This is a genomic window from Streptomyces albidochromogenes (genome assembly GCF_005981925.1).
Taxonomy (GTDB): Bacteria; Actinomycetota; Actinomycetes; order Streptomycetales; family Streptomycetaceae; genus Streptomyces; species Streptomyces albidochromogenes.
This window is the reverse complement of the sequence record NZ_VBVX01000049.1, coordinates 1-21,684: the sequence shown is the minus strand read 5'-3', so window position 1 is coordinate 21,684 and position 21,684 is coordinate 1. Positions and strand designations below refer to the sequence as shown.

Sequence of the window (21,684 nt, the reverse complement as noted above, 5' to 3'; positions counted from 1 at the left end):
GGGATGAAGACCGTCAACCACTTCATCGGCGGCAAGACCGTCGAGGGCGCGTCCGGCAACTGGGGCCCGGTCACCGACCCGGCCACCGGTGAAGTGACCACGCAGGTCGCGCTCGCCTCCGTCGAGGAGGTCGACGCCGCCGTCGCGTCGGCGAAGGCCGCGTACGCGTCGTGGGGCACCTCCTCCCTCGCCGCCCGCACCGCGGTCCTCTTCCGCTACCGCGCGCTGCTCGACGCCCACCGCGACGAGATCGCCGCCCTGATCACCGCCGAGCACGGCAAGGTCCACTCGGACGCGCTGGGCGAGGTCGCGCGCGGTCTGGAGATCGTCGAGCTGGCGTGCGGAATCACCACGCAGCTCAAGGGCGAGCTGTCCACGCAGGTGTCCAACCGCGTGGACGTGTCCTCGATCCGCCAGTCCATCGGTGTCGTCGCGGGCATCACGCCGTTCAACTTCCCGGCCATGGTGCCGATGTGGATGTTCCCGCTGGCCATCGCGTGCGGCAACACGTTCGTGCTCAAGCCGAGCGAGAAGGACCCGTCCCCGTCGGTCCGGCTCGCTGAGCTGGCGTCCGAGGCCGGGCTGCCCGACGGCGTACTGAACGTCCTGCACGGCGACAAGGTCGCGGTCGACGCCCTGCTGAACCACCCGGACGTGGCCGCGATCTCCTTCGTCGGCTCCACCCCGATCGCCCGGTACATCCACCAGACCGCCTCCGCCAACGGCAAGCGGGTCCAGGCGCTCGGCGGCGCGAAGAACCACATGCTGGTGCTGCCGGACGCCGACCTCGACGCGGCGGCCGACGCGGCGGTCTCGGCGGCGTACGGCTCGGCCGGCGAGCGCTGCATGGCGATCTCCGCGGTGGTCGCGGTCGGCGCGATCGGCGACGAGCTGGTCGACAAGATCCGTGAGCGCGCCGAGAAGATCAAGATCGGCCCCGGCAACGACCCGGCGTCCGAGATGGGCCCGCTGATCACCGCCGCCCACCGCGACAAGGTCGCCTCGTACGTCACGGGCGCCGCCGCGCAGGGCGCGAAGGTCGTCCTGGACGGCACGGGCCACACGGTCGAGGGCTTCGAGAACGGCCACTGGATCGGCCTGTCCCTCCTGGACGAGGTCTCCACCGACTCCGACGCCTACCGCGACGAGATCTTCGGCCCGGTGCTGTGCGTGCTGCGCGTCGACACGTACGAGGAGGGCGTCGCCCTCATGAACGCGTCGCCCTTCGGCAACGGCACCGCGATCTTCACCCGCGACGGCGGCGCGGCCCGCCGCTTCCAGCTGGAGATCGAGGCCGGCATGGTCGGCGTCAACGTGCCGATCCCGGTGCCGGTCGGCTACCACTCCTTCGGTGGCTGGAAGGACTCGCTCTTCGGCGACCACCACATCTACGGCAACGACGGCATCCACTTCTACACCCGCGGCAAGGTCACCACGACCCGCTGGCCCGACCCGGCGGACGCCCCGGCGGGCGTCGACCTGGGCTTCCCGCGCAACCACTGATCACATCGGGGCACGCCCCCCGCTCACCGCACGTCGGGACCCCCGCCGGCCGTCACGGCCGGCGGGGGTCCCGTGCGTGGCGGCCGGATGCGCGGGAGGGACGCCGGGCACCGCCCCCGAAACGCGGTGGTGCGGCAGCACCCCGGGACGTCATCCTGGCCGGATGACGCACCACCACCCCCCGCGCGAGATACGCGCGTCGCACACCGACACCACCGTCACCGTCTACCAGGCGTACGCCCCGGCGATCGGCGTGCCGGCCGCCCGCGACGGCCGCTTCCCACCGGCCTGGAAGCGGGACCGGATGACGTGGATCAAGCCGTCGTTCCTGTGGATGATGTATCGCTGCGGCTGGGGTCTGAAGCAGGACCAGGAGACCGTGCTGGCCGTCGAGATCACCCGCGAGGGCTTCGACTGGGCCCTGCGCAACGCCTGCCTCTCGCACTACGTACCGGGCGTCCACGCCGACCAGGCCGCCTGGAAGAGCGCGCTGCGCCGGGCGCCGGCCCGTGTGCAGTGGGACCCGGAACGCGACGTACACCTGAATCCGCTGCCGTACCGCTCGCTCCAACTGGGCCTGGCGGGCGAGGCGGCCGGGCGGTACGCGGACGAGTGGACGGTCTCGGTCACCGATGTGACCCCCCTGGCCCACGAGATCCATGCGCTGGTCCGGGCCGGCGACACGGCGACGGCCGAACGCCTGCTGCCCCCGGAGCGCACCTACCCGACCACCCCGCGAACCCTCGCCCACCTGGGCGGCGCGACGGCGTGAACCGCCGCGCCGCCCGGGGTGGCCGGCGTGGCGCGTCCGCGTACGTCGTCACTCTTCCGGCAGCGACTCGTGACATGTCGCGCGGAAGAACGCGGTCGTGACGGCGCGGAACCCGGTGTGCCGGGTACGCCCCGCGTGCCGCAGGCACCAGTGCTCCAGAGCGTCCCGCTCGCCGGGCTCCGGCGCTTCGTGGCACGTCGTGCAGGCCACCTCGTTGATCGGCTCGCTGCCCACTGCGTCCAGGCTCAGCGACCAGTCCACGAAGCGCAGCACCGCTCCGACCCGGGCGTGCTCGTCCCGTCGCCGCACACCCGCACCGCGAATGTCTTCCTGCGGATGACCGGCCGCCGGTGGTGGCGACATCTCGGCCCATACGACCTTGCCGAGCCCCGGCCGTTCACGGACACCCCACCGGTCGGCCAGCGCGTCGACCAGACACAGCCCGCGCCCGCTCTCGCGTTCGGTGTCGGGAGCGGAGAGGACCGGCAAGGTGCGGGTCGCGTCGTGCACCTCCACGCGCAACCCGCCGGCCGTCCGGAGATAGCGCGTCTCGATGTCCTGTCCCGGCGTGCGGGCGTGGCGGCCGGCGTTGGTCAGCAACTCCGACAGCACCACCAGTGCGGAGTCCTCAAGGTCCGTGAGCCCCCAACTCGTCAACGCCCCGCTCAGTGCGGCACGCGCTCGCCCGACGCAACGGGGATCGTCCGCCCACCGCATGACCACCGCGTCGCTCGCGCCGGGGTCGTCGCCGGGCAGCTCGTCAACGGCCAACGGCTGTTCCCTGCCGGCGCTCACCGGGCCACCACCATCTGGTGAACGACACGCGGCGCGCTGTCGGCCTCCTGCGCGGCCGGCCACAGAGCCCGCCGCCGCTGCCGCCGCGACCGCAGCTCCGCGCGCTCGTACCGCCCACGGACAGCCTCCGCGCGGGAACGCACGGGCGCGACGCGCGACGGCGGGAAGGCTGGGGAAGGCGTCGGGCACGGGCTGGGTCCACCGCGCCTATGACGCTCGCACGGCAGCAAGAGCCGCCTCACCAACACAACGAGACGGGCGATAGTTTGACTCACGTCGGCGCTCCTGTAAGCGTTGGCCACGCCCCCGGACCGTTCGCGCGGTCGCGGGGGTCTTCGCTGCCCACTCTTATGGGGGACCAGGGCGCTGACTTCCCACCGCTGGGTATCCCCCTCATGGGTAGGCTCAGTTGGAGGCCGACACGGCACACTCTCCAGCAGGGGTGACGGGGCAGCGTATGACCACGTACAACCCGCCGACAGCGCTGCCGCCCGAGGTTCTGGACCGGCCGGACATGAGAAGCGCACTCGCGGCTCACGACTTCGGCAGTGTGTTCCGCCTCGCGCGCAGCGAGGCAGGTATCAGCTATTCGAAGATCGCGGCGGAATGCGACATCAAGCCGGAGCGCGTCGGCTCACTGGCACGCGGCGAGGGAAGCGTCACGACGTTCGACAAGATCGCGAAGATCGCCGACGCCTTACGCATTCCGGGACACCTGCTCGGCCTTGCTTCCCGCGAGTGGGAGGAACCCGCGAGGACCGCACCTCCTTCCACGGCGCTGCTCACCACTGGCCTTCCCAGCTGTGACGTGGCGACGGGTCCTCTCCGGGGTACGACTCCGAGCGGTGATCTCGACGACCCGGAATTCGCCGGGGCCCTCATCGAAAGTCAGTTGCCTCAGCACTACCGGAACGCGAACTACTTCGGTGCACGGCAGCCGCTCGCCACGGTCATCCACCACGCAGAACTCTCGTTCACCTGCTGAAGACGGTTAACGGCTCAACCCGGCGTCGACTCCTGCGCATTGGCAGCCGGACGGTCGAGTTCCTTGGCTGGCTCTACCAAGACCTCGGGGACTTCCGGTCCGCCGGCTACTGGTCGGACCGATCCATGGAATGGGCCCAAGAGGCCGCAGACGACGACATGCAGTCGTATGTGCTCTTCCGCAAGAGCCACCAGGCTGCCGCGCAAGTCAACGCGGACCAAACCATCGGTCTCGCTCGGGCCGCGCAGCGCGTACCCAACCTCACGTCCAGGATCAGCGCCTTGGCCGCGCAACAGGAAGCGACCGGGTACGCGTTGCAGAAGAACTCCAGAGCGGCGCTCGCCAAGTTCGACGAGGCACGCGAGCTGGCAGGCCAACACCAGGCCAACGAGCCGACGACCGCACTCGACACGTCGTACTGCACGCCCGCCTACATCGAGCTTCAGCGGGCGAACTGCTTTATCGATCTTGGTGATCCGCTGCGCGCCGTCCAGCTCTTCGAAGACGAGATCGCCGCGCTTCCTCAGATGTACCGAAACGACCGGGGCGTCTACCTCGCGCGGTTGGCCCGTGCCTACGGCAAGGCGGGGGAGCCCGAGCAGGGAGCAGACACCGCGGGCAGGGCCCTTGCGATCGCTGCCCGGACCGGCTCAGCCAGGACGCTGTCCGAGCTGACGGCGGTGAGCCGCGTTGTAGAGTCGCGCCAGAGCGTGCTGTGGCGGCGTTCATCGAGCGCTTTCAGATCGTTCGTGATCAGTTCGCCACCCAGGGGCCGGGCAGACGAGGAAGCTGAGGGCATGGACGATCTGATCACGCAGGCCACGTCCGGAGAGGAGCGCCGGAGGAGGCCGTCCATTGCCGTCCTCCCCGTCGGGAGCTTCGAGCAGCACGGTGACCACCTGCCCCTGATCACCGACACCGCGATCGCCTGTCTGATCGCGAAGCGGATCGCAGATGACCACGGTCTGTTCCTGTTGCCGCCCATCACCATGTCGTGCTCGCACGAGCACGCGGCCATGGCGGGCACCGTCAGCATCAGCGCCGCGACGCTCTACGCCGTCGTCAACGACATCTGGCGGTCGCTCCAAGCGTCGGGCGCCCCCGGGCTGGTCGTCGTCAACGGACACGGCGGCAACTACGTCCTGTCCAATGTCGTCCAGGAGATCAACGTGAACGGTCCGCGCGTCGCTCTCTTTCCGGTACACGAGGACCGGGCCCGCGCCCGGTCGGATGCCGGGCTGGAGAGCAGTGCGGCCGAGGACATGCACGGCGGAGAGTTCGAGGCATCGCTCCTCCTGCACGGTGCGCCGCACCTTGTCCGTGCGGGCATCGAGCAGGACGACCACTCGGCTCCCAGTCGTCCGCACCTGCTGACGACGGGCATGGCCGAGTACACCAGCAACGGGATCATCGGCCGCCCGTCATTGGCGACCGCCGCCAAGGGCAAGGCGCTCCTGGACAGCCTCGCCGAGTCGGCCCGCGCTCACGTTGATGTGATCGCCAAGGACTGATGGCCGTCGGTCGCGCGAGGGGCGTGACCGGTCATTGCGGGATGCCGGCCAGCGTCTGACGCGTCAGTCCGCCTGGTCAGGAGCAGTGGTCGCGCCGACCCAACGTAGGTAGGCGTCGGACCCGGCGACGATCGGCACGGCCGAGACCTCTGGATTCCTCCATGGGTGGTGACGCAGCAAGTGCGACTCGATCTCGGCGTAACGGTCCGCTCGGGTCTTGAACAAAAGTTGCCACTCCTCCCCCGTCCCGAACTCGTCCTCGTGCCAGAAGACAGAAACCACTGGTCCGATGATCTGAGCGCCAGCGGCGAGCCGGGCCGACACCACGGACTGGGCGAGCCGCACAGCGGCCTCTCGGTTCTCCGTCGCCGTGGACACCTGGAGGAGGTCAGCCATACCGGAAACCTACCCACACGCCGCTCCTGAACTCAAAGGGTCCGGAGCGGTGGAAGAGCCCACTCCCCCGGGCGGGGGCGTAGGCGCGCCGCCGGCCCAGGGGAGCGGTTGTTCTCTTCGGTATCAGCGCACGTCGACGTAGTCGCCCGGGGCCTTGGCCGCCGGGGTGGTGGACGTGCCCGCGAAGTTCCAGCGCCAGTAGCCGTCGGCGGTGGCCTTCGTGGTGATCTTGAGGTTGCCCGTGCTGTTGCTCGTCACCGTCTTGACGGTGGTGTACGTCGAGCTGTTCTTCGGGCGGAACTGGAGCCGTACGGGCTGGTTCGTGTAGCCCGCGTAGACGTACTTGTCCCAGTTGGCGCGGGCCAGCTTGCCCGTCACCGTGAGCGTGGCGCCCTTGGTGACCGGTTCGGGCGACGCGTTGACGTTCAGCGTGGAGCGCCGCTGCACGGGGTGGGTTCCGTACGTCTCCCCGTAGTAGTCGCCGTCCTTGGCCGTGAGCTGGACGTTGACCTTCCACGGCCCCGCGAGCGTGTTGCGCGGCAGGTCGATGTCACGCTCCAGCCGGACCGTGAGCTTGCAGGTCGACGTGGTGGCGCTGTCAGCCGTGCACGTCGGGGTGCCGTGGAACGTCCAGTAGTCGTCGCCCACTTCACGGTCGATGCCCACGAAGCGGTGGGCGCTGTGACTGATGCCCGAGTCGTCCGAGGCGGTCACCGAGATGGTGAACGACTCCGTCCGCGAGGTGCCGAAGACGACGGCCTTGCCGCCGTTGACGGAGACCTTCTTGATCTCCACACCGGTCTCCGCGGCGGACGCCGCCGGAGCGGCGGTGAGAGCGGAGCCGGAAAGTACCAGGGCGCCCGAGAGAACGGCACCTATGGATGCTGCGCGCATGAATCCCCATGTGGTTCGAGCCGCCCGTGACCGATCTGCGAACCCCCCGGTCACAGGCATGACAGATTGCGGGTGAGGATAGCGCGCGGGTTCGTGCTCCCGTTCGAGTGGTCCCCGCCCCGGGGCGCCGCCGCGCCCGGGGCGGGGTCGCGCGGTTCAGAACAGGGAGTGCAGGAGCCGGTTCGGGGAGCCGGTGCGCGGGTCCTGGACCTTGTTGGGGGTGGCGTTGGCGACCAGGGCGTCGCGGACGTGCGCCGGGGTCGCGGCGGGGTTGGCCGCGAGATACAGGGCGGCCACGCCGGCCGTGTGGGGCGCCGCCATCGACGTGCCGGAGATGGTGTTCGTCGCCGTGTCGCTGTCCTTCCACGCCGAGGTGACGTTCACGCCCGGCGCGAAGACGTCCAGGCAGGTGCCGTAGTTGGAGAAGGACGCGCGGCGGTCGTTGCTGTCCGTCGCGCCGACGGTGATGGCCTCGGGGACGCGGGCGGGGGAGTAGTTGCACGCGTTGGCGGGCCAGCCGAGGAAGTTGCCGTTGCCGGCGGCGACGGCGTAGCTGACGCCGGAGGCGATGGACCGCTTCACCGCGTTGTCGAGGGAGGTGTTCGCGCCGCCGCCCAGGCTCATGTTGGCCACGGCCGGCTTCCGCGCGTTCGCCGTCACCCAGTCGACGCCGGCGATGACGCCCGCGTTCGTACCGGATCCGGCGCAGTCCAGGACGCGCACCGCGACGAGCCTGACGGCCTTGGCGACGCCGTACGTCCTGCCGCCGACCGTGCCCGCGACGTGCGTGCCGTGGCCCTGGCAGTCCTGGCCGTTCTGGCCGCCGCCCACCGTGTCCGTGCCGACCGTGGCGCGGCCGCCGAACTCGCTGTGGGAGGTGCGGATTCCGGTGTCGATGATGTACGCCGAGACGTTCGAGGCGGTGGTGTTGTAGGTGTACGTCGTGGAGAGCGGGAGGTTGCGCTGGTCCACGCGGTCGATGCCCCAGGTGGCGTTCGGCTGCGTCTCGCTGAGCCGGACCCGGGAGTCCTGCTCGACGTACGCGACCTTCGGGTCCGAGGCGAGCTTCGCGGCCCGGGCCTTGGACATCGTGGCGGAGAAGCCCTTGAGGGCGCTGCGGTAGACGTGCTTCGGCGTGACGCCCAGGTCGGCGGCGCGTGTCGTGCCGTCCTTCAGGACGACGATCCAGCTGTTCTCGACCGCCGTCGAGGCCGGGGCCAGGCGGAGGTCTCCGGTGGGCGCGCTCTGTGCTGTGGGAGGGCCGGCGAGCTGGAGACCGGCTGCGAGGGCTATGACGGGTATCAGGGCCCCTGCGCGGCGGAACGTAGCTCTCATGTGTCGTGCACCTGACCTTTCGTTGACCGGATCACGGGCAATGGCGGGGTGCGGGGTGCGGAGTGGTGCGGATGCGCAGCACAGGGTCTCGTGCGGCGCACAAGGGCACAAGGTCGTGTCACGGGCGGGATCAAGCCAAAGAGACGCCCGCCGCGCGTGGGGAAGCCACTGGCCGCCGGGCCCCGGCGGCGCCGAGCGCGGGCCGACGCGCGCTCCCGAGGGGCGCGCCTACTCGAACGTCCAGGTCAGCATGGCGAAATCGCCGTCGTCCCGGCCGCGTGCCGAGCGGTACGTCGCCAGCGCCGCGTCGTTGTCGCGCTCCACGCCCACCCACATGTCGTAGCAGCCGCGCTCCCGGCCGACCTCCGCCAGCGCCAGCGTGAGGGCCCGGCCGATGCCGCGCCGGCGGAACGCCTCGTCCACGGACAATTCGTACAGGCACATCTCCGTGCCCTTGTCCGGATGGCTCATCTCGATGCCCGAGACCATCCCGGCCGGCTCCCCGTCGACGTACGCGACGAGGATCACATGGCCGGGCGCGGCCAGGAAACGCTCCGCCCAGTCCTGGCGGACCGGACCGTCGAAGAGGTGCTCGGCGGCGGTCAGTTCGGACACTGTCGTCGCCTGCCGGACGACCGGTCGCGTTTCCATGCGGCTCCTTGGGGTACTGCCGGTGCGGTACGGGGCCCTGCCCCCGTACTCCTCGAGTACCCCAAAGACTTCCATCCGGGGGGCCGGTTCGGTTGTCGTAATCGGCACCTAGGGTTCAGTCATGAAGCTACGCATTCCCCGCAGCCGGGCGCTCGCCGGCGCGGTCGCCGCGTTCGCCGTCCTCGTCGGGGGCGGTACGTGGACGGCCGCCGCCTCCGGCGGCGACGGGCCCGCCGTGCACCGCGAGGAACGGATCATGAGCATGGACGGGGTGAGAATCGACACCTCGTACTTCACCGCCGGCGCGGCGAGCGGACGTCGCCCCGCCGTCCTGCTCGGCCACGGCTTCGGCGGCAGCAAGCACGACGTGCGGGAGCAGGCCGAGCAGCTGGCCCGCGACGGGTACGCCGTGCTGACCTGGTCCGCGCGCGGTTTCGGGAAGTCGACGGGCAAGATCGGGCTGAACGACCCGGACGGCGAGGTCGCGGACGTCTCGCGGCTGATCGACTGGCTCGCGAAGCGGCCCGAGGTGCGGCTCGACGCCGCGGGCGACCCGCGCGTCGGCGTCAGCGGATCGTCGTACGGCGGCGCGATCTCGCTCCTCGCGGCGGGGCACGACCAGCGCGTCGACGCCGTGGCACCGCAGATCACCTACTGGAACCTGGCCGACGCGCTCTTCCCCGAGGGTGTCTTCAAGAAGCTCTGGGCCGGGCTCTTCATCAACACGGGCGGCGGCTGCGACCGGTTCGAGAAGCGGCTGTGCGCGATGTACGAACGGGTCGCCGTCGCCGGGAAGCCGGACGCCGCCGCCCGCGACCTCCTGGCCTCCCACAGCCCGTCCGCCGTGGGCGACCGCATCAAGGTGCCCGCGCTCGTCGTGCAGGGGCAGAACGACTCGCTCTTCCCGCTCGACCACGCCGACGCGATCGCGAAGGCCGTCGCGGACAACGGGGCGCCGGTCGCCGTCGACTGGATCGCCGGCGGCCACGACGGCGGGGACCGCGAGAGGGCCCGGGTCGAGGGCCGGATCACCGACTGGTTCGACCGCTACCTCAAGGACGAGAAGGGCACGGACACCGGGCCCGCCTTCCGCGTCACGCGTACCGGAGGCGTCGACTCCACCGACGGCGCGGCCCGGCTGCGGGGCGCCACGGGCGACCGCTACCCGGGCCTGGAGGCCGGGCAGCGGCGGCTGAACCTCGTGTCGGGCCGGCCCGAGCAGCACTTCGCCGGCCCGGCGGGGGCGAACCCGCCCGCCATCTCCGCCGTGCCGGGCGTCGGGGCGCTGTCCCAGCTCTCCGGGCTCGGCATGGGACTGTCCCTCGACTTCCCCGGCCAGAACGCGAGCTTCCAGACGGCGCGGCTCACCTCCGACCTGCGCGTCACGGGCACACCGACCGTGCGGGTCACGGTGAAGTCGGACCGCGACGACGCCGTCCTGTTCGGCAAGGTGTACGACGTCAGCGCGGACGGGCAGCGGAAGGTGCTGCCCTCCCAGCTCGTCGCGCCCGTCCGCGTCACCGGCACCGGCGACAAGGACGGCGCCACCGTCGAGCTCCGGCTCCCGGCGATCGACCACGAGGTCAGGGCCGGGCACCGGCTGCGCGTCGTCCTCGCCGCCACCGACCTCGCCTACGCGTCCCCGGCCGAGCCTGCCGCGTACACCGTCTCCCTCGAAGGCGACGGCACGCTCGCCGTGCCCACCGCGCCCGGCGTCCGGACCGAGGCGGCCCCGCTGCCCTGGTGGGTGTGGGGGCTTCCCGCGATCGGCGTCGTCCTGGCCGCGGCCCTGCTGCTCACCGCCCGGCGGCGGAGCACCGCGCCCGCGCCGGACCCGGCGCTCGCCGAGGTGCCGCTGCAGATCACGGACCTGACCAAGAAGTACGCCGGGTCGGCCGACCGGTACGCCGTACGGGACCTGTCCTTCCGCGTCGAGAAGGGGCAGGTGCTCGGACTCCTCGGGCCGAACGGCGCGGGCAAGACCACCACCCTGCGGATGCTGATGGGCCTCATCACCCCGGACGGCGGCGAGATCCGGGTCTTCGGCCACGCGATCAGGCCGGGCGCGCCCGTGCTGTCGCGGGTCGGCTCGTTCGTGGAGGGCGCGGGCTTCCTGCCGCACCTGACCGGGCGCGCCAACCTGGAGCTGTACTGGCAGGCCACCGGCCGGCCCGCCGAGGACTCCCGCACCGAGGAGGCGCTGGAGATCGCGGGGCTCGGCGACGCGCTGGACCGCGCCGTACGGACGTACTCCCAGGGGATGCGCCAGCGCCTCGCCATCGCCCAGGCCATGCTCGGCATGCCGGACCTGCTCATCCTCGACGAGCCGACGAACGGCCTCGACCCGCCCCAGATCCGCGAGATGCGCGACGTGATGATCCGGTACGCGGCGGCGGGGCGCACCGTCATCGTCTCCAGCCACCTCCTGTCCGAGGTCGAGCAGTCCTGCACGCACCTCGTCGTCATGGACCGGGGGCGGCTGATGCGGGCCGGACCCGTCGCGGAGATCACCGGCGGCACGGACACCCTGCTCGTCACCACGGACGGTGAGGTGACCGAGGCGCTGGCCGAGAAGGTGGGCTCGCTGCCGGGCATCGGGTCCGCCGTACGCACCGACGAAGGTCTGCTCGTACGGCTGGACGGCGCGTCGCCCAGCGTGCTCATCGGCGAACTGGTCCGCCTGGACGTGCCGTTGACGGGCGTCGGGCCGAACCGTCGCCTCGAGGACGCGTTCCTCACCCTGATCGGAGGCTCCTCCGCATGAGCAGCAGCAACGGCGTCGCAGCCGTCACCGAACCGGCCGAACCGGTCCCCGGCCGGGCCGCCGGACCGGCCACCGCGGCGGCCCCCGGCTACCGGGCCGGGCGCACCCTGCCGCTGCGTGTCGAGGCGATGCGGCAGTGGCGCAGGCGCCGCACCATGGTCATGGCCCTGGTGCTCGGCGCGCTGCCGTTCATCCTGATCGCCGCGTTCGCCATCGGCGGCGGGCCCGACCGCGAAGGCGGCCGGGTGACGCTGATGGACACCGCCACCGCGTCCGGCGCCAATTTCGCGGCGACCTGTCTGTTCGTGTCGGCCGGCTTCCTGCTGGTGGTGCCGGTGGCGCTGTTCTGCGGCGACACGGTGGCCTCCGAGGCCAACTGGTCCTCGCTGCGCTACCTGCTCGCGGCCCCCGTGCCGCGGGCCCGGCTGCTGTGGAGCAAGCTCGTCGTGGCCCTGGCGTTCAGCCTGGCGGCGATGGTGCTGCTGCCGGTGGTGGCGCTGGCGGCCGGATCGGTCGCGTACGGCTGGGGCCCGCTGGAGCTGCCGACGGGCGGGTCGCTGCCGGCCGGGGACGCCGTGCCCCGGCTCACGCTGGTCGTCGCGTTCATCTTCGTGTCCCAGCTGGTGACCGCCGCGCTCGCCTTCTGGCTGTCGACGAGGACGGACGCCCCGCTGGGCGCGGTCGGCGGCGCGGTGGGCCTGACGATCGTCGGCAATGTGCTGGACGCGGTGACGGCGCTTGGTTCCTGGCGCGAGTTCCTGCCGGCGCACTGGCAGTTCGCGTGGGCGGACGCGCTGCAACCGCAACTGGAGTGGGGCGGGATGCTGAAGGGGGCGGCCGTGTCGGTGACGTATGCCGTCGTGCTCTTCGCCCTGGCCTTCCGCGGCTTCGCGCGCAAAGACGTCGTGTCCTGACGGGGGTTCGGCCATGATGTGGGCATGGCCACCCTCCTGATCGCCCTCGCCGTAGTCGCCACGGGACTGTACGCCGGATTCATGCTGATCTTCCTGACCGGCGTCATGCCCGCCCTGGGCCGGCTGACGGACGAGCAGTTCACGGCGGCGATGCGGCGTATCAACGAGGAGGTCCCGCGCGGCGTGTTCGTGTCGGTCATGCTCGCCTCGGTGGCCTTCCCGGCCGCCGCGCTGGCCGTCCCGGAGGACGACCGGTCCGGTGCGCGGTGGGCGCTGCTCGGCGCCGGCCTCGCCCTGGTGGTCCTCAACCACCTGGTCACCGTCACCGGCAACATCCCGCTGAACAACGCCCTGGCCGCGTCCGAGCAGGCAGGCGCCCCGGACCGCGAGGCCCGCACGGCCTTCGAGACGCGGTGGAACCGGCTGCACCTGGTCCGGACCCTGCTGGTCACGGCGGGGTTCGCCCTCGTGGTGAGCGCCGCCCTGGTGTGACGGCGGGTCCGGCCGGATGCCGCTCCTCGGTGCGGAGCCGGCCGCAGGGCAACCATGCGCGGAGCCCGGGTGTCTGGTGAGGCGTGGACGCAGCCGTCCGCCGTCCCGCGCGGAAGGCGCTCGGCGGCGCCGCCCCCGGAGCCGCCCAGGGCTCCACGTTCCACCGCCGACCCCTCCACGGGAAGGCAGTGCCCCGCCGCGACGACGCCGCGGCGGGGCACTGCCGGTGCGGGGACCGGCCCGGAATCAGGCGGTAGCCGAGGCCGCCCGCACCCTGGCCCTGACCCACTGCACGACCTGCGCGGTGGGGGTGCCCGGGGTGAACAGTTCGGCCACGCCCTGTTCCTTCAGCACCACGACGTCCGCCGCCGGGATGATGCCGCCGCCGAACACGGTGATGTCCTCGGCGTCGCGCTCGCGCAGCAGCTCCACCACCCGGGGGAAGAGGGTGAGGTGCGCGCCGGACAGGACGGACAGGCCGATGGCGTCGGCGTCCTCCTGGATGGCGGCGTGCACGATCTGCTCGGGTGTCTGGTGGAGTCCGGTGTAGACGACCTCCATGCCGGCGTCGCGCAGGGCCCGCGCGATCACCTTGGCACCCCGGTCGTGTCCGTCGAGCCCGGGTTTGGCCACCAGGACTCGGATGGGTCTGTCCACGTTGTTCGCTCCTCGCGTCGGTTCCGGGGATCTGCTCAGTAGGCGTCGGTCGGGACGTACGTGCCCCACACCTCGCGCAGCGCGTCGCACACCTCGCCGATCGTGGCGCGGGCCGCCAGCGCCTCCTTCATGGGGTAGAGCACGTTGTCGTCGCCGTCGGCGGCCTTCTTGAGCAGGGCAAGGGCGTCGTCGACGCGGGACTGCTCCCGCCAGGCGCGCAGCTTGCACAGCCGCTCCGCCTGCTGCTTCTCGATGGCGGGGTCGACGCGCAGCGGTTCGTACGGCTCCTCGGCGTCCAGCTGGAAGCGGTTGACGCCGACGACGACGCGTTCGGCGCTGTCGGTCTCCAGGGCGATGCGGTACGCGTTGCGCTCGATCTCGGCCTTCTGGAAGCCGTGCTCGATGCCCTGTACGGCGCCGCCGAGATCCTCCAGCTTGCGCATAAGTTCCAGCGTGGCGGTTTCGACCTCGTCGGTCATCTTCTCGACGACGTAGGAGCCGGCGAAGGGGTCGACGGTGGCGGTGACGTCCGTCTCGTAGGCGAGGACCTGCTGGGTGCGCAGGGCCAGGCGGGCGGACTTGTCGGTGGGCAGGGCGATGGCCTCGTCGAAGGAGTTGGTGTGCAGGGACTGGGTTCCGCCGAGGACGGCGGCCAGGCCCTGGACGGCGACGCGCACCAGGTTGACCTCGGGCTGCTGGGCGGTGAGCTGGACGCCGGCGGTCTGGGTGTGGAAGCGCAGCATCAGCGACTTGGGGTTCTTCGCACCGAACTCCTCGCGCATGACCTTGGCCCAGATCCGGCGTGCGGCACGGAACTTGGCGACCTCTTCGAGGATCGTGGTGCGCGAGACGAAGAAGAAAGACAGGCGCGGTGCGAAGTCGTCGACGTCCATGCCGGCCGCGACGGCGGTGCGCACGTACTCGATGCCGTCGGCCAGGGTGAAGGCGATCTCCTGCGCGGGCGAGGCGCCGGCCTCGGCCATGTGGTAGCCGGAGATCGAGATCGTGTTCCACTTCGGGATCTCGGCCTTGCAGTACTTGAAGATGTCCGCGATCAGGCGCAGCGACGGCTTGGGCGGGAAGATGTACGTCCCGCGCGCGATGTACTCCTTCAGCACGTCGTTCTGGATCGTGCCGGTCAGCTTGTCCGCCGCGACGCCCTGCTCCTCGGCGACCAGTTGGTACAGGAGCAGCAGCAGCGCCGCCGGTGCGTTGATCGTCATCGAGGTGGAGACCTTGTCGAGCGGGATGCCGCCGAACAGGATCCGCATGTCGTCGATGGAGTCGATCGCCACGCCGACCTTGCCGACCTCGCCGCTGGCGATCGCCGCGTCGCTGTCGTGGCCCATCTGGGTCGGCAGGTCGAAGGCGACCGACAGTCCCATGGTGCCGTTGGCGATCAGCTGCTTGTACCGGGCGTTGGACTCGGCGGCGGTGCCGAAACCGGCGTACTGCCGCATCGTCCAGGGCCGTCCGGTGTACATGGACGGGTAGACGCCGCGCGTGAAGGGGTACGAGCCGGGCTCGCCCAGCTTCTCGCGGGGGTCCCAGCCCTCCAGGGCGTCCGGACCGTACACCGGCTCGATGGGCAGTCCGGACTCAGAATCACGCGCCATGACCTTCCTCACCTTCTCTCACTCGTCGACTGGTACCTGTCGCGCCGCCCCGGCAGACGCTATTGAGCCCTTTGTGGACCAACCACCCCCTACTGCGCCCCTGACTCCTCGCGGCGGCGATGACCACCGGCGGCCGGGACGCCACGATGAGGGCCGATCCGGCGAACACGCGGACGGCCCAACAGGAGGTCAGGTGTCACCACAGCAGGCAGAGGCGAGGCATCGGCCGTCCTCGGTCGTCGTCGTCGGCGCGGGCGCGGCAGGGGTGCAGACGGCGGTGGCCCTGCGCGAGCAGGGGTTCGACGGAGGGGTGCGGCTGATCGGGGCGGAGCGCCACCGCCCGTACGACCGGCCGCCGCTGTCCAAGGCCGTCCTGCTGGGCGGCAGGCCCGAGGACGCGACCTTCGACGTCGACTTCGAGAAGCTCGGCATCACACTGGACCTGGGGCGCACCGCGACCGCGATACGGCCGGACCTGCACCGTCTGGAGACCACCCGGGGCCCGGTCGACTACGACTGCCTCGTCCTGGCGACCGGCGCGGAGCCGGTCCGGCTGCCCGGCACCGAGGGAATGCCGGGGGTGCACATGCTGCGCACGCTCGACGACGCGCAGGCGCTGCGGCCCGTGCTCGACGGGCGGCTCGATGTCGTGGTGGTGGGAGCCGGGTGGATCGGCGCGGAGTTCACCACCGCGGCGCGCGAGGCGGGCTGCCGGGTCACCGTGGTCGAGGCCGCCGGCCTGCCGCTGGCGGGGGCGCTGCCCGGTGACGTGGCCGCCCCGATGGCTGACTGGTACGCGCGGGCCGGCGCGGAACTGCGGACCGGCGCCCGGGTGGAACGCGTCGAGCCGGGCGCTGTGGTGCTCACCGACGGCACCCGGCTGCCCGCCGGCGCGGTCGTCGTCGGCATCGGCGCACGGCCCGCCACCGGGTGGCTGGACGGCAGCGGCATCACCCTCGGCGCTCACGGGGAGGTGCTGGCCGACGCGTGGCTGCGCACCTCCGCCGCCGATGTGTACGCGGTCGGGGACTGCGCCTCCTTCCCGTCGGCCCGCTTCGGCGAGCGGCTCCTGGTGCACCACTGGGACAACGCGCTGCACGGGCCGCGTACCGTCGCGGCGAACATCGCGGGCCCGGCCCCGGCCGCGTACGACCCCGTGCCCTACTTCTGGTCCGAGCAGTTCGGGCGCTTCGTGCAGTACGCGGGCCGGCACGCGGCGGCCGACACGGTGGTGCGGCGCGGCGATCCGGGCGGTGACTCCTGGAGCGTGTGCTGGCTGCGCGGGGACCGCATGGTCGCCGTACTGGCCGTGGGGCGGGCCCGCGATCTGGCGCAGGGCCGCAGGCTCATCACCTCGGGGGCGCCGCTGGAAGCCGAGCGCGTCGCCGACCCGGACGTTCCCCTCAAGTCCGCGCCGAGGCCCGCGCTGAAGTCCGGCTGAAACAAGGCCGACCCCGACCGGTGACATACCAATCGACCGGTTTACAATGTGGACTTGGGCGGGGGGTTCAGGAGGGCATTGGATGGCCAAGCAGGAACGCGCGGAGAGAACCCTTCGCCGGATCGTCACCGCGGCGGCGGAGCAGTTCGTCCAGCACGGGTACGCCGGCACGAGTCTGGACGACATCACGCGTGCGGCAGGTGTGTCGAAGGGGGCGTTCTACTTCCACTTCGCCTCGAAGGGCCAGGTGGCCACGGCGGTCGTCGAGCACTCGCAGTCGCTCTTCGAAGACGCCATCACGGAGCCCTGCACCCCGGCGGACTCCCCGCTCCAGCACGTGATCGACCTGACGCACCGGCTCAACTCGCTGCTGCACCTGGAGCCGGCCACGCGCGCCGTCGTGCGGTTCCACCGGGAGTGGACGGGCGACGGGCAACCGGAGTTCGACCACTACTCGCTCTGGTACGAGACGGTGGGGCAGCTGTTCTGCCAGGCGGCGAAGCGCCGGGAACTGCGCAGCGACATCCCCGCCGCGTCGCCGCGGGTCCTGGCCTCGACCACGCTGTTCTCCATGGAAGCGCTCAGCTGGATGGGCATGTCCACGGACGAGACCGCCCGGCGGCTGACGGACCTGTGGGACGTACTGCTGCCGGCGATCACCCCCAGGGGTGCGACCGCCGGCTTCCGTACGACCGCTCCCGAGAACTGCGAGCAGCGGGAGTTCAGTTATCAGCTGTGACCCTCTCCCGCCTTAGGGGTGGTTCAGGGGATGTGCGTCCCGCGGAGCCGCTCCTAATGTTCTGGGTGTGGCCGACGCAAGGAATTCACCGCGAAAAGCGGGGAGTTCCCCGGGTCGGCCGGATTCGGCGCATCCGTGCCGGGCCGTGAAATCCCACCGTGTGAGGAGATGGACACCATGAAGAAGATCGCCATCACTGTGAAGGCCGTTCAGGTCACCCAGAACAAGATGCTCGCCTGCAAGGCCTCTTGATCCGTACGTGCGCCCGGAGGGATTCCCTCCGGGCGCACGGTCATGCGCGGCCCCGTTTTCCACAACGGGGTGCGCGACGGGAATCCAGTCCGCGAAACGCACCGTAGAACGGGAGAATTCTTATGGAGCTGCGACGCTCTCGCACTCTGATGGCCGGCTGGCAGAACGGCGGCCTCACCGTCGAGGACTATCTCGCGGAGCCCGGCGACGAGGGACGCACCGGCGTCCAGATCGACGGCACGGCGCTCGACATCCTCGGTCACTTCGAGGACTGGACCGACCCCGAGACCGTCCTCGACCGGTTCGAGGGCTACGACCCGGCGTCCGTGCGCGGAGCCGTCAAGCAGCTCGCCGACGTGGGCCTGCTGCGCACCCGCGACGAGGCGGAGCGCGAGGACAAACTCGACGAGGCATGGCGCCACTGGGGTGACGCCGCCCGCTACTTCCACTTCGCCACCAAGAACGTCTCGTACGTGACGGAGGAGAACGGCGCCGACACCGGACGCACCGAGCTCGTCAGCGAACTGCTCGAAGAGGGCCCGCCCCCGTCCGTGTTCGGACGCCGCGCCGGCGGACCCAAGCTCCGGCTGCCGCGCAGCTTCGTGCCGCTGCGCCGGGACTTCGAGGACGTGCTCGTATCGCGCCGCACCACCCGCGAATTCGCCGACGAGCCGGTCGGGCTGCGCGAATTCTCGACCGTCCTGCATTTCGCCTTCGGGCCCATGTACTTCATCGACGTCCCGAACTTCGGGCAGTTGATGATGCGGACGAGTCCGTGCGGCGGATCGCGCCACGAGAGCGAGTGCTACATCGTCGTACGCAATGTGGAGTCCATCGCTCCCGGGCTCTACCGTTACTGTCCGGAAGACCACAGCCTTGAACTCCTCGACGGCCAGGTCGATCTGGACCGGGTCGGTTTCGAGCAGCGCATGGTGACCTCGGCCGGATTCGTCGTCCTGCTGACCTTCGACGTCAACCGTGCGATGTACAAGTACCGCAACTCCCGTATTCTGCGCACGATTCTGCTGAACGCCGGCCACCTCGCCCAGACGTTCGCGCTGTGCGCGACCGCGGCGGGACTCGGCCCGTTCCAGACCGACGCGTTCCGGGACACCGAGCTGGAGACGGCCCTGGGCCTCGACGGCATCTCGGAGAGCGCGCTGTACGTCTTCGGGGCCGGCATCCCCGCCGTACGCAGGGAAGGCGTGCCCAGCTTCCCGATCTCCGGCGCTCGGGACTGAACCCCGTGGCCACCGTAGCCTCCGCCAGGCCGCCCGCCGGCAGCCCGCCCGCACCCGTGCCCGCGCGGGTCCAGCGGCGGGTGCTGAGGGTGCTGCTGTGCCTGCAGATCCTCTTCTCCATGGTGATCGCCATGAGCGGCCCCGTGGTGTCGCTGCTCGCCGAGCGCATCACCGGCTCGGCGACCCGGGCCGGTTTCACCCAGGCGAGCATCTTCTGCGGCTCGGTCGCCTGCGCGGTACCGCTGGCGGCGCTGTCCGCCCGGTACGGCAGACGGGTCGGCCTCGCCGTGGGACAGCTGACGGGGGCGGTGGCCGCGGGCACGGTGGTCTGCGGAGCGCTGCTCGACAGCTTCCCGCTGGTCGTGATCGGTTCCTTCGGCATCGGCGGCGCCATCGCCGCCGGGTTCCAGATCCGGTTCGCCGCCACCGACTTGGCGGCCGACGGCCGGCACGGCCGGGCGGTGGGCATGGTCACCTGGGCCTCGACGGCGGGCGGGGTGCTCGGCCCCTCGCTCGTCGGCATCACCGACAAGCTCGTGCCCGGCTCTCCCCTCCCCGAGTTCACCTCGCCGTTCCTCGTCATCGCGGCGGGGCTCGTGGGGACCTCCCTGCTCGCGTACGGATTCCTGCGGCCGGACCCGCTGCTCCTGGCCCGCGCCGCCGAGGACGCGAACACCGAACGGATGAAGGCGCAGGACGCGAACGCCGAGCCGGCGAACGCCGAGCGGGAGCACGCCGAGCGGGAGCACGCCGACGCGGACGCGGCCGCGAAGAGGGCCGCCGACCGCCCGGCAGGGCTGCGGGCCGGCCTGCGGACGCTGCGGCACAACGCCCAGGCGCGGCGGGCGGTCGTCGTCTCGACGACCGTGCACGCCGTGATGATCGCCCTGATGAACATGGCCGCCCTGCACATGCACCACGGCGGCGTCTCCGTCGGGCTCATCGGCATCGTCATCAGCTTCCACGTCGCCGGGATGTACCTGCCGAGCCCCCTGGTCGGCTACCTCGTCGACACGTACGGGTCCTACCGGCTGTTCGTCACCGGCCTCGCCCTGCAGTTCGCCGCCGCCGGCGTGCTCTTCGCCTCGCCCCCGCACTCCGAAGCCGCAGTCGGGGCCGGGCTGCTGCTCCTGGGCGCCGGCTGGGCGGCCGGGTTCGTCGCCGGGTCCGCCGCACTGAGCGAGGCGCTCCCCATCTCGGAACGGGTCCCCGCCCAGGGCGCCTGCGACCTGATCATCCAGGCCGCCTCCGCCGTCGGCGCGCTCGCCGCGGGCCTCGTGGTCGCGCAGCTGTCGTACGCCGGACTCGCGGCGCTCGGCGCAGCCGCCGTCCTCGCGGTGCTGCTGCGGATCCTGTGGACCGGCCCGCGCGGCAGGCCGGCATGAGCGCCACCGGCCCGGTGATCTCCGGCACCACCCGGCTTTTCGCGGTCATCGGCGACCCGGTGGCCCAGGTGCAGGCCCCGGCGATGCTCAACCCCCTGTTCGCGCGCCTCGGCGCCGACGCCGTCCTGGTACCCGTCCACGCCCGACCGGACGACCTCGCCGGCGTCGTACGGGGACTGAAGCGCGTCAGCAACCTGGACGGGCTCCTGATCACCGTCCCGCACAAGGCGGCCTGCCTGGCGTTCGCCGACGACATCAGCCCGGCCGCCGCGCTGAGCGGCTCCACCAACGCGATGCGCCGCACCCCCGAAGGCCGCTGGCAGGCGGCGAACTTCGACGGAGCAGGCTTCGTACGCGGCCTGCGGGTGGCCGGTCACGACCCGCGCGGGCGGCGGGTGTCGCTGGCCGGGGCGGGCGGGGCCGGCTGCGCCATCGCCGTGGCACTGGTCGGCGCGGGCGCCCACGTCACCGTGTGGGACACGGAGCCGGACCGGGTCGAGCGGCTCGTGCGCCGGCTCGCCGGGTACGGGAACGGGCGGATCACCGGCGCGCGGGGCCCGGTCCCCGCCGACATCGCGGTGAACGCCACCCCGATGGGGCTGCGCCCCGAGGATCCGCTCGCCTTCGACCCGGCGACGCTGGACCCGGGCACCGTCGTGGCCGACATCATCATGAAGCCGCGCCGCACCGCCCTGATCGAGGCGGCCGAGGCGCAGGGCCTCAGGGTCCACCACGGGGCGCCGATGCTGGCCCAACAGCTCGATCTGTACCGGGAGTTCTTCCGCCTGGACGAGCGCGCGAACCGCTCTTAGGGGGCAGTGGGGCGCCGATTACCGCCGGATGGCCGACGCCCCGGCGCTCGTCCCTACTCTCCTCGGCATGCCAGCACTCATGCAGAACACCACCCGCCCCGGCGCGGAGTCCGGGGGCCTGCCGCCCGCCCTGGCCGCGGGCGTCGCCGACGCGCTCGCCAGACCCGCGGCCCAGCAGCCCGACTACCCGGACCCGCAGGCCGTGGCCGACGTACGCACCACCCTGGAACACATGCCGTCGCTCGTCCTGCCCGGAGAGGTCGACCGGCTGCACCGGCGCCTCGCCGAGGTTGCCCACGGGCAGGCCTTCCTGCTGCACGGCGGCGACTGCGCCGAGACCTTCGCGGGCAACACCGAGGAGCACGTCCACTCGAACATCCGCACCCTGCTGCAGATGGCGGTCGTCCTCACCTACGGCGCGAGCCTGCCGGTCGTCAAGGTCGGCCGTATCGCCGGCCAGTACGCCAAGCCCCGGTCGAAGCCCACCGACGACCTCACCCTGCCCGTCTACCGCGGCGACATCGTCAAC

At 71.5% G+C, this 21,684-nt stretch carries 20 protein-coding genes; 13 read left to right on the top strand and 7 right to left on the bottom strand.

The genetic code is table 11. The annotated features are described in order from the left end of the window. Positions 1-3 precede the first annotated feature (3 nt). Entirely contained in the window at positions 4-1,503 is a 1,500-nt protein-coding gene (locus tag E2E34_RS09625; RefSeq protein ID WP_138901479.1) for a CoA-acylating methylmalonate-semialdehyde dehydrogenase, read from the top strand. 163 nt (positions 1,504-1,666) lie between these two features. Further along, a complete protein-coding gene (locus E2E34_RS09620; protein ID WP_138901478.1) occupies positions 1,667-2,275 on the top strand; it encodes a DUF4291 domain-containing protein in 609 nt (202 codons plus the stop codon). 48 nt (positions 2,276-2,323) lie between these two features. Here E2E34_RS09620 and E2E34_RS09615 read toward each other — a convergent pair whose 3' ends face one another. Further along, positions 2,324-3,046, bottom strand: a complete 723-nt coding sequence (locus E2E34_RS09615; protein WP_244315591.1) for an ATP-binding protein — start codon at positions 3,044-3,046, stop codon at positions 2,324-2,326. A 433-nt stretch (positions 3,047-3,479) separates the two neighbouring features. Between E2E34_RS09615 and E2E34_RS35900 the strand changes: the two genes are divergently transcribed. Continuing rightward, positions 3,480-4,055 carry a helix-turn-helix domain-containing protein gene (locus tag E2E34_RS35900; RefSeq protein WP_208765190.1) on the top strand — a complete coding sequence of 192 codons (576 nt, stop codon included), beginning with the start codon at positions 3,480-3,482 and terminating at the stop codon, positions 4,053-4,055. Beyond that, positions 4,049-5,566, top strand: coding sequence for an NsdA family TPR-like regulatory protein (locus E2E34_RS36320; protein WP_486387777.1), 1,518 nt, complete (start codon positions 4,049-4,051; stop codon positions 5,564-5,566). Before E2E34_RS35900 ends, E2E34_RS36320 begins: the two co-directional genes overlap by 7 nt. A gap of 63 nt (positions 5,567-5,629) precedes the next feature. Here the strand turns inward: E2E34_RS36320 and cutA are convergent, their stop codons facing one another. The 4 genes from cutA to E2E34_RS09585 form a co-directional block, all read right to left on the bottom strand. Further along, positions 5,630-5,962 carry a divalent-cation tolerance protein CutA gene (gene cutA, locus E2E34_RS09600; RefSeq protein ID WP_138901477.1) on the bottom strand — a complete coding sequence of 111 codons (333 nt, stop codon included), beginning with the start codon at positions 5,960-5,962 and terminating at the stop codon, positions 5,630-5,632. A 123-nt stretch (positions 5,963-6,085) separates the two neighbouring features. Next, positions 6,086-6,856 carry a hypothetical protein gene (locus tag E2E34_RS09595; RefSeq protein WP_138901476.1) on the bottom strand — a complete coding sequence of 257 codons (771 nt, stop codon included), beginning with the start codon at positions 6,854-6,856 and terminating at the stop codon, positions 6,086-6,088. 156 nt (positions 6,857-7,012) lie between these two features. Next, complete coding sequence (locus E2E34_RS09590) at positions 7,013-8,191, bottom strand: S8 family peptidase (protein WP_138901475.1); 1,179 nt, start codon at positions 8,189-8,191, stop codon at positions 7,013-7,015. 228 nt (positions 8,192-8,419) lie between these two features. After that, positions 8,420-8,842, bottom strand: coding sequence for a GNAT family N-acetyltransferase (locus tag E2E34_RS09585; protein WP_138901474.1), 423 nt, complete (start codon positions 8,840-8,842; stop codon positions 8,420-8,422). A 121-nt stretch (positions 8,843-8,963) separates the two neighbouring features. On the opposite strand from E2E34_RS09585, the gene E2E34_RS09580 reads away from it, so the two are divergent. From E2E34_RS09580 to E2E34_RS09570, 3 genes are read left to right on the top strand one after another with little or no spacing between them, the layout of a single operon-like run. After that, positions 8,964-11,606: an alpha/beta fold hydrolase gene (locus E2E34_RS09580; protein WP_138901473.1), complete on the top strand. Its 2,643-nt coding sequence runs from the start codon at positions 8,964-8,966 to the stop codon at positions 11,604-11,606. Beyond that, the gene (locus tag E2E34_RS09575) at positions 11,603-12,520 is read left to right on the top strand and encodes an ABC transporter permease (RefSeq protein ID WP_138901472.1); all 918 of its coding nucleotides are present in this window, start codon (positions 11,603-11,605) and stop codon (positions 12,518-12,520) included. The genes E2E34_RS09580 and E2E34_RS09575 overlap by 4 nt, the downstream gene beginning before the upstream one ends. Positions 12,521-12,544: 24 nt before the next feature. Next, positions 12,545-13,012 carry an anthrone oxygenase family protein gene (locus E2E34_RS09570; protein ID WP_138901471.1) on the top strand — a complete coding sequence of 156 codons (468 nt, stop codon included), beginning with the start codon at positions 12,545-12,547 and terminating at the stop codon, positions 13,010-13,012. Positions 13,013-13,258: 246 nt separating this feature from the next. Here the strand turns inward: E2E34_RS09570 and icmB are convergent, their stop codons facing one another. Further along, positions 13,259-13,669 carry a coenzyme B12-dependent isobutyryl CoA mutase small subunit gene (gene icmB / locus E2E34_RS09565; protein ID WP_138901470.1) on the bottom strand — a complete coding sequence of 137 codons (411 nt, stop codon included), beginning with the start codon at positions 13,667-13,669 and terminating at the stop codon, positions 13,259-13,261. Positions 13,670-13,704: 35 nt separating this feature from the next. Beyond that, complete coding sequence (locus E2E34_RS09560; RefSeq protein WP_138901469.1) at positions 13,705-15,285, bottom strand: acyl-CoA mutase large subunit family protein; 1,581 nt, start codon at positions 15,283-15,285, stop codon at positions 13,705-13,707. A gap of 193 nt (positions 15,286-15,478) precedes the next feature. Here E2E34_RS09560 and E2E34_RS09555 point away from each other — a divergent pair, with 193 nt between their 5' ends. The 6 genes from E2E34_RS09555 to E2E34_RS09530 form a co-directional block, all read left to right on the top strand. Further along, the gene (locus tag E2E34_RS09555) at positions 15,479-16,726 is read left to right on the top strand and encodes an NAD(P)/FAD-dependent oxidoreductase (RefSeq protein WP_244315589.1); all 1,248 of its coding nucleotides are present in this window, start codon (positions 15,479-15,481) and stop codon (positions 16,724-16,726) included. An 82-nt stretch (positions 16,727-16,808) separates the two neighbouring features. After that, a complete protein-coding gene (locus tag E2E34_RS09550) occupies positions 16,809-17,465 on the top strand; it encodes a ScbR family autoregulator-binding transcription factor (protein WP_138901467.1) in 657 nt (218 codons plus the stop codon). Between the two features lie 374 nt (positions 17,466-17,839). Beyond that, entirely contained in the window at positions 17,840-18,958 is a 1,119-nt protein-coding gene (locus tag E2E34_RS09545; RefSeq protein ID WP_138901466.1) for a SagB/ThcOx family dehydrogenase, read from the top strand. A gap of 5 nt (positions 18,959-18,963) precedes the next feature. Then, positions 18,964-20,343: an MFS transporter gene (locus tag E2E34_RS09540; RefSeq protein WP_138901465.1), complete on the top strand. Its 1,380-nt coding sequence runs from the start codon at positions 18,964-18,966 to the stop codon at positions 20,341-20,343. Next, a complete protein-coding gene (locus E2E34_RS09535) occupies positions 20,340-21,155 on the top strand; it encodes a shikimate dehydrogenase family protein (RefSeq protein WP_138901464.1) in 816 nt (271 codons plus the stop codon). The genes E2E34_RS09540 and E2E34_RS09535 overlap by 4 nt, the downstream gene beginning before the upstream one ends. Positions 21,156-21,222: 67 nt before the next feature. Then, the coding region (locus E2E34_RS09530; protein WP_138901463.1) for a 3-deoxy-7-phosphoheptulonate synthase at positions 21,223-21,684 on the top strand (462 nt) is incomplete at its 3' end.

Bases quoted from the DNA above. Each gene is read 5' to 3' on its own strand.
- E2E34_RS09560 (WP_138901469.1), bottom strand. From the start codon at position 15,285: ATGGCGCGTGATTCTGAGTCCGGACTGCCCATCGAGCCGGTGTACGGT.
- E2E34_RS09575 (WP_138901472.1), top strand. From the start codon at position 11,603: ATGAGCAGCAGCAACGGCGTCGCAGCCGTCACCGAACCGGCCGAACCG.
- E2E34_RS09620 (WP_138901478.1), top strand. From the start codon at position 1,667: ATGACGCACCACCACCCCCCGCGCGAGATACGCGCGTCGCACACCGAC.
- E2E34_RS09545 (WP_138901466.1), top strand. From the start codon at position 17,840: ATGGAGCTGCGACGCTCTCGCACTCTGATGGCCGGCTGGCAGAACGGC.
- E2E34_RS09570 (WP_138901471.1), top strand. From the start codon at position 12,545: ATGGCCACCCTCCTGATCGCCCTCGCCGTAGTCGCCACGGGACTGTAC.
- E2E34_RS09595 (WP_138901476.1), bottom strand. From the start codon at position 6,856: ATGCGCGCAGCATCCATAGGTGCCGTTCTCTCGGGCGCCCTGGTACTT.
- E2E34_RS09535 (WP_138901464.1), top strand. From the start codon at position 20,340: ATGAGCGCCACCGGCCCGGTGATCTCCGGCACCACCCGGCTTTTCGCG.
- E2E34_RS09550 (WP_138901467.1), top strand. From the start codon at position 16,809: ATGGCCAAGCAGGAACGCGCGGAGAGAACCCTTCGCCGGATCGTCACC.
- E2E34_RS09590 (WP_138901475.1), bottom strand. From the start codon at position 8,191: ATGAGAGCTACGTTCCGCCGCGCAGGGGCCCTGATACCCGTCATAGCC.
- E2E34_RS09625 (WP_138901479.1), top strand. From the start codon at position 4: ATGAAGACCGTCAACCACTTCATCGGCGGCAAGACCGTCGAGGGCGCG.
- E2E34_RS09580 (WP_138901473.1), top strand. From the start codon at position 8,964: ATGAAGCTACGCATTCCCCGCAGCCGGGCGCTCGCCGGCGCGGTCGCC.
- cutA (WP_138901477.1), bottom strand. From the start codon at position 5,962: ATGGCTGACCTCCTCCAGGTGTCCACGGCGACGGAGAACCGAGAGGCC.
- E2E34_RS09585 (WP_138901474.1), bottom strand. From the start codon at position 8,842: ATGGAAACGCGACCGGTCGTCCGGCAGGCGACGACAGTGTCCGAACTG.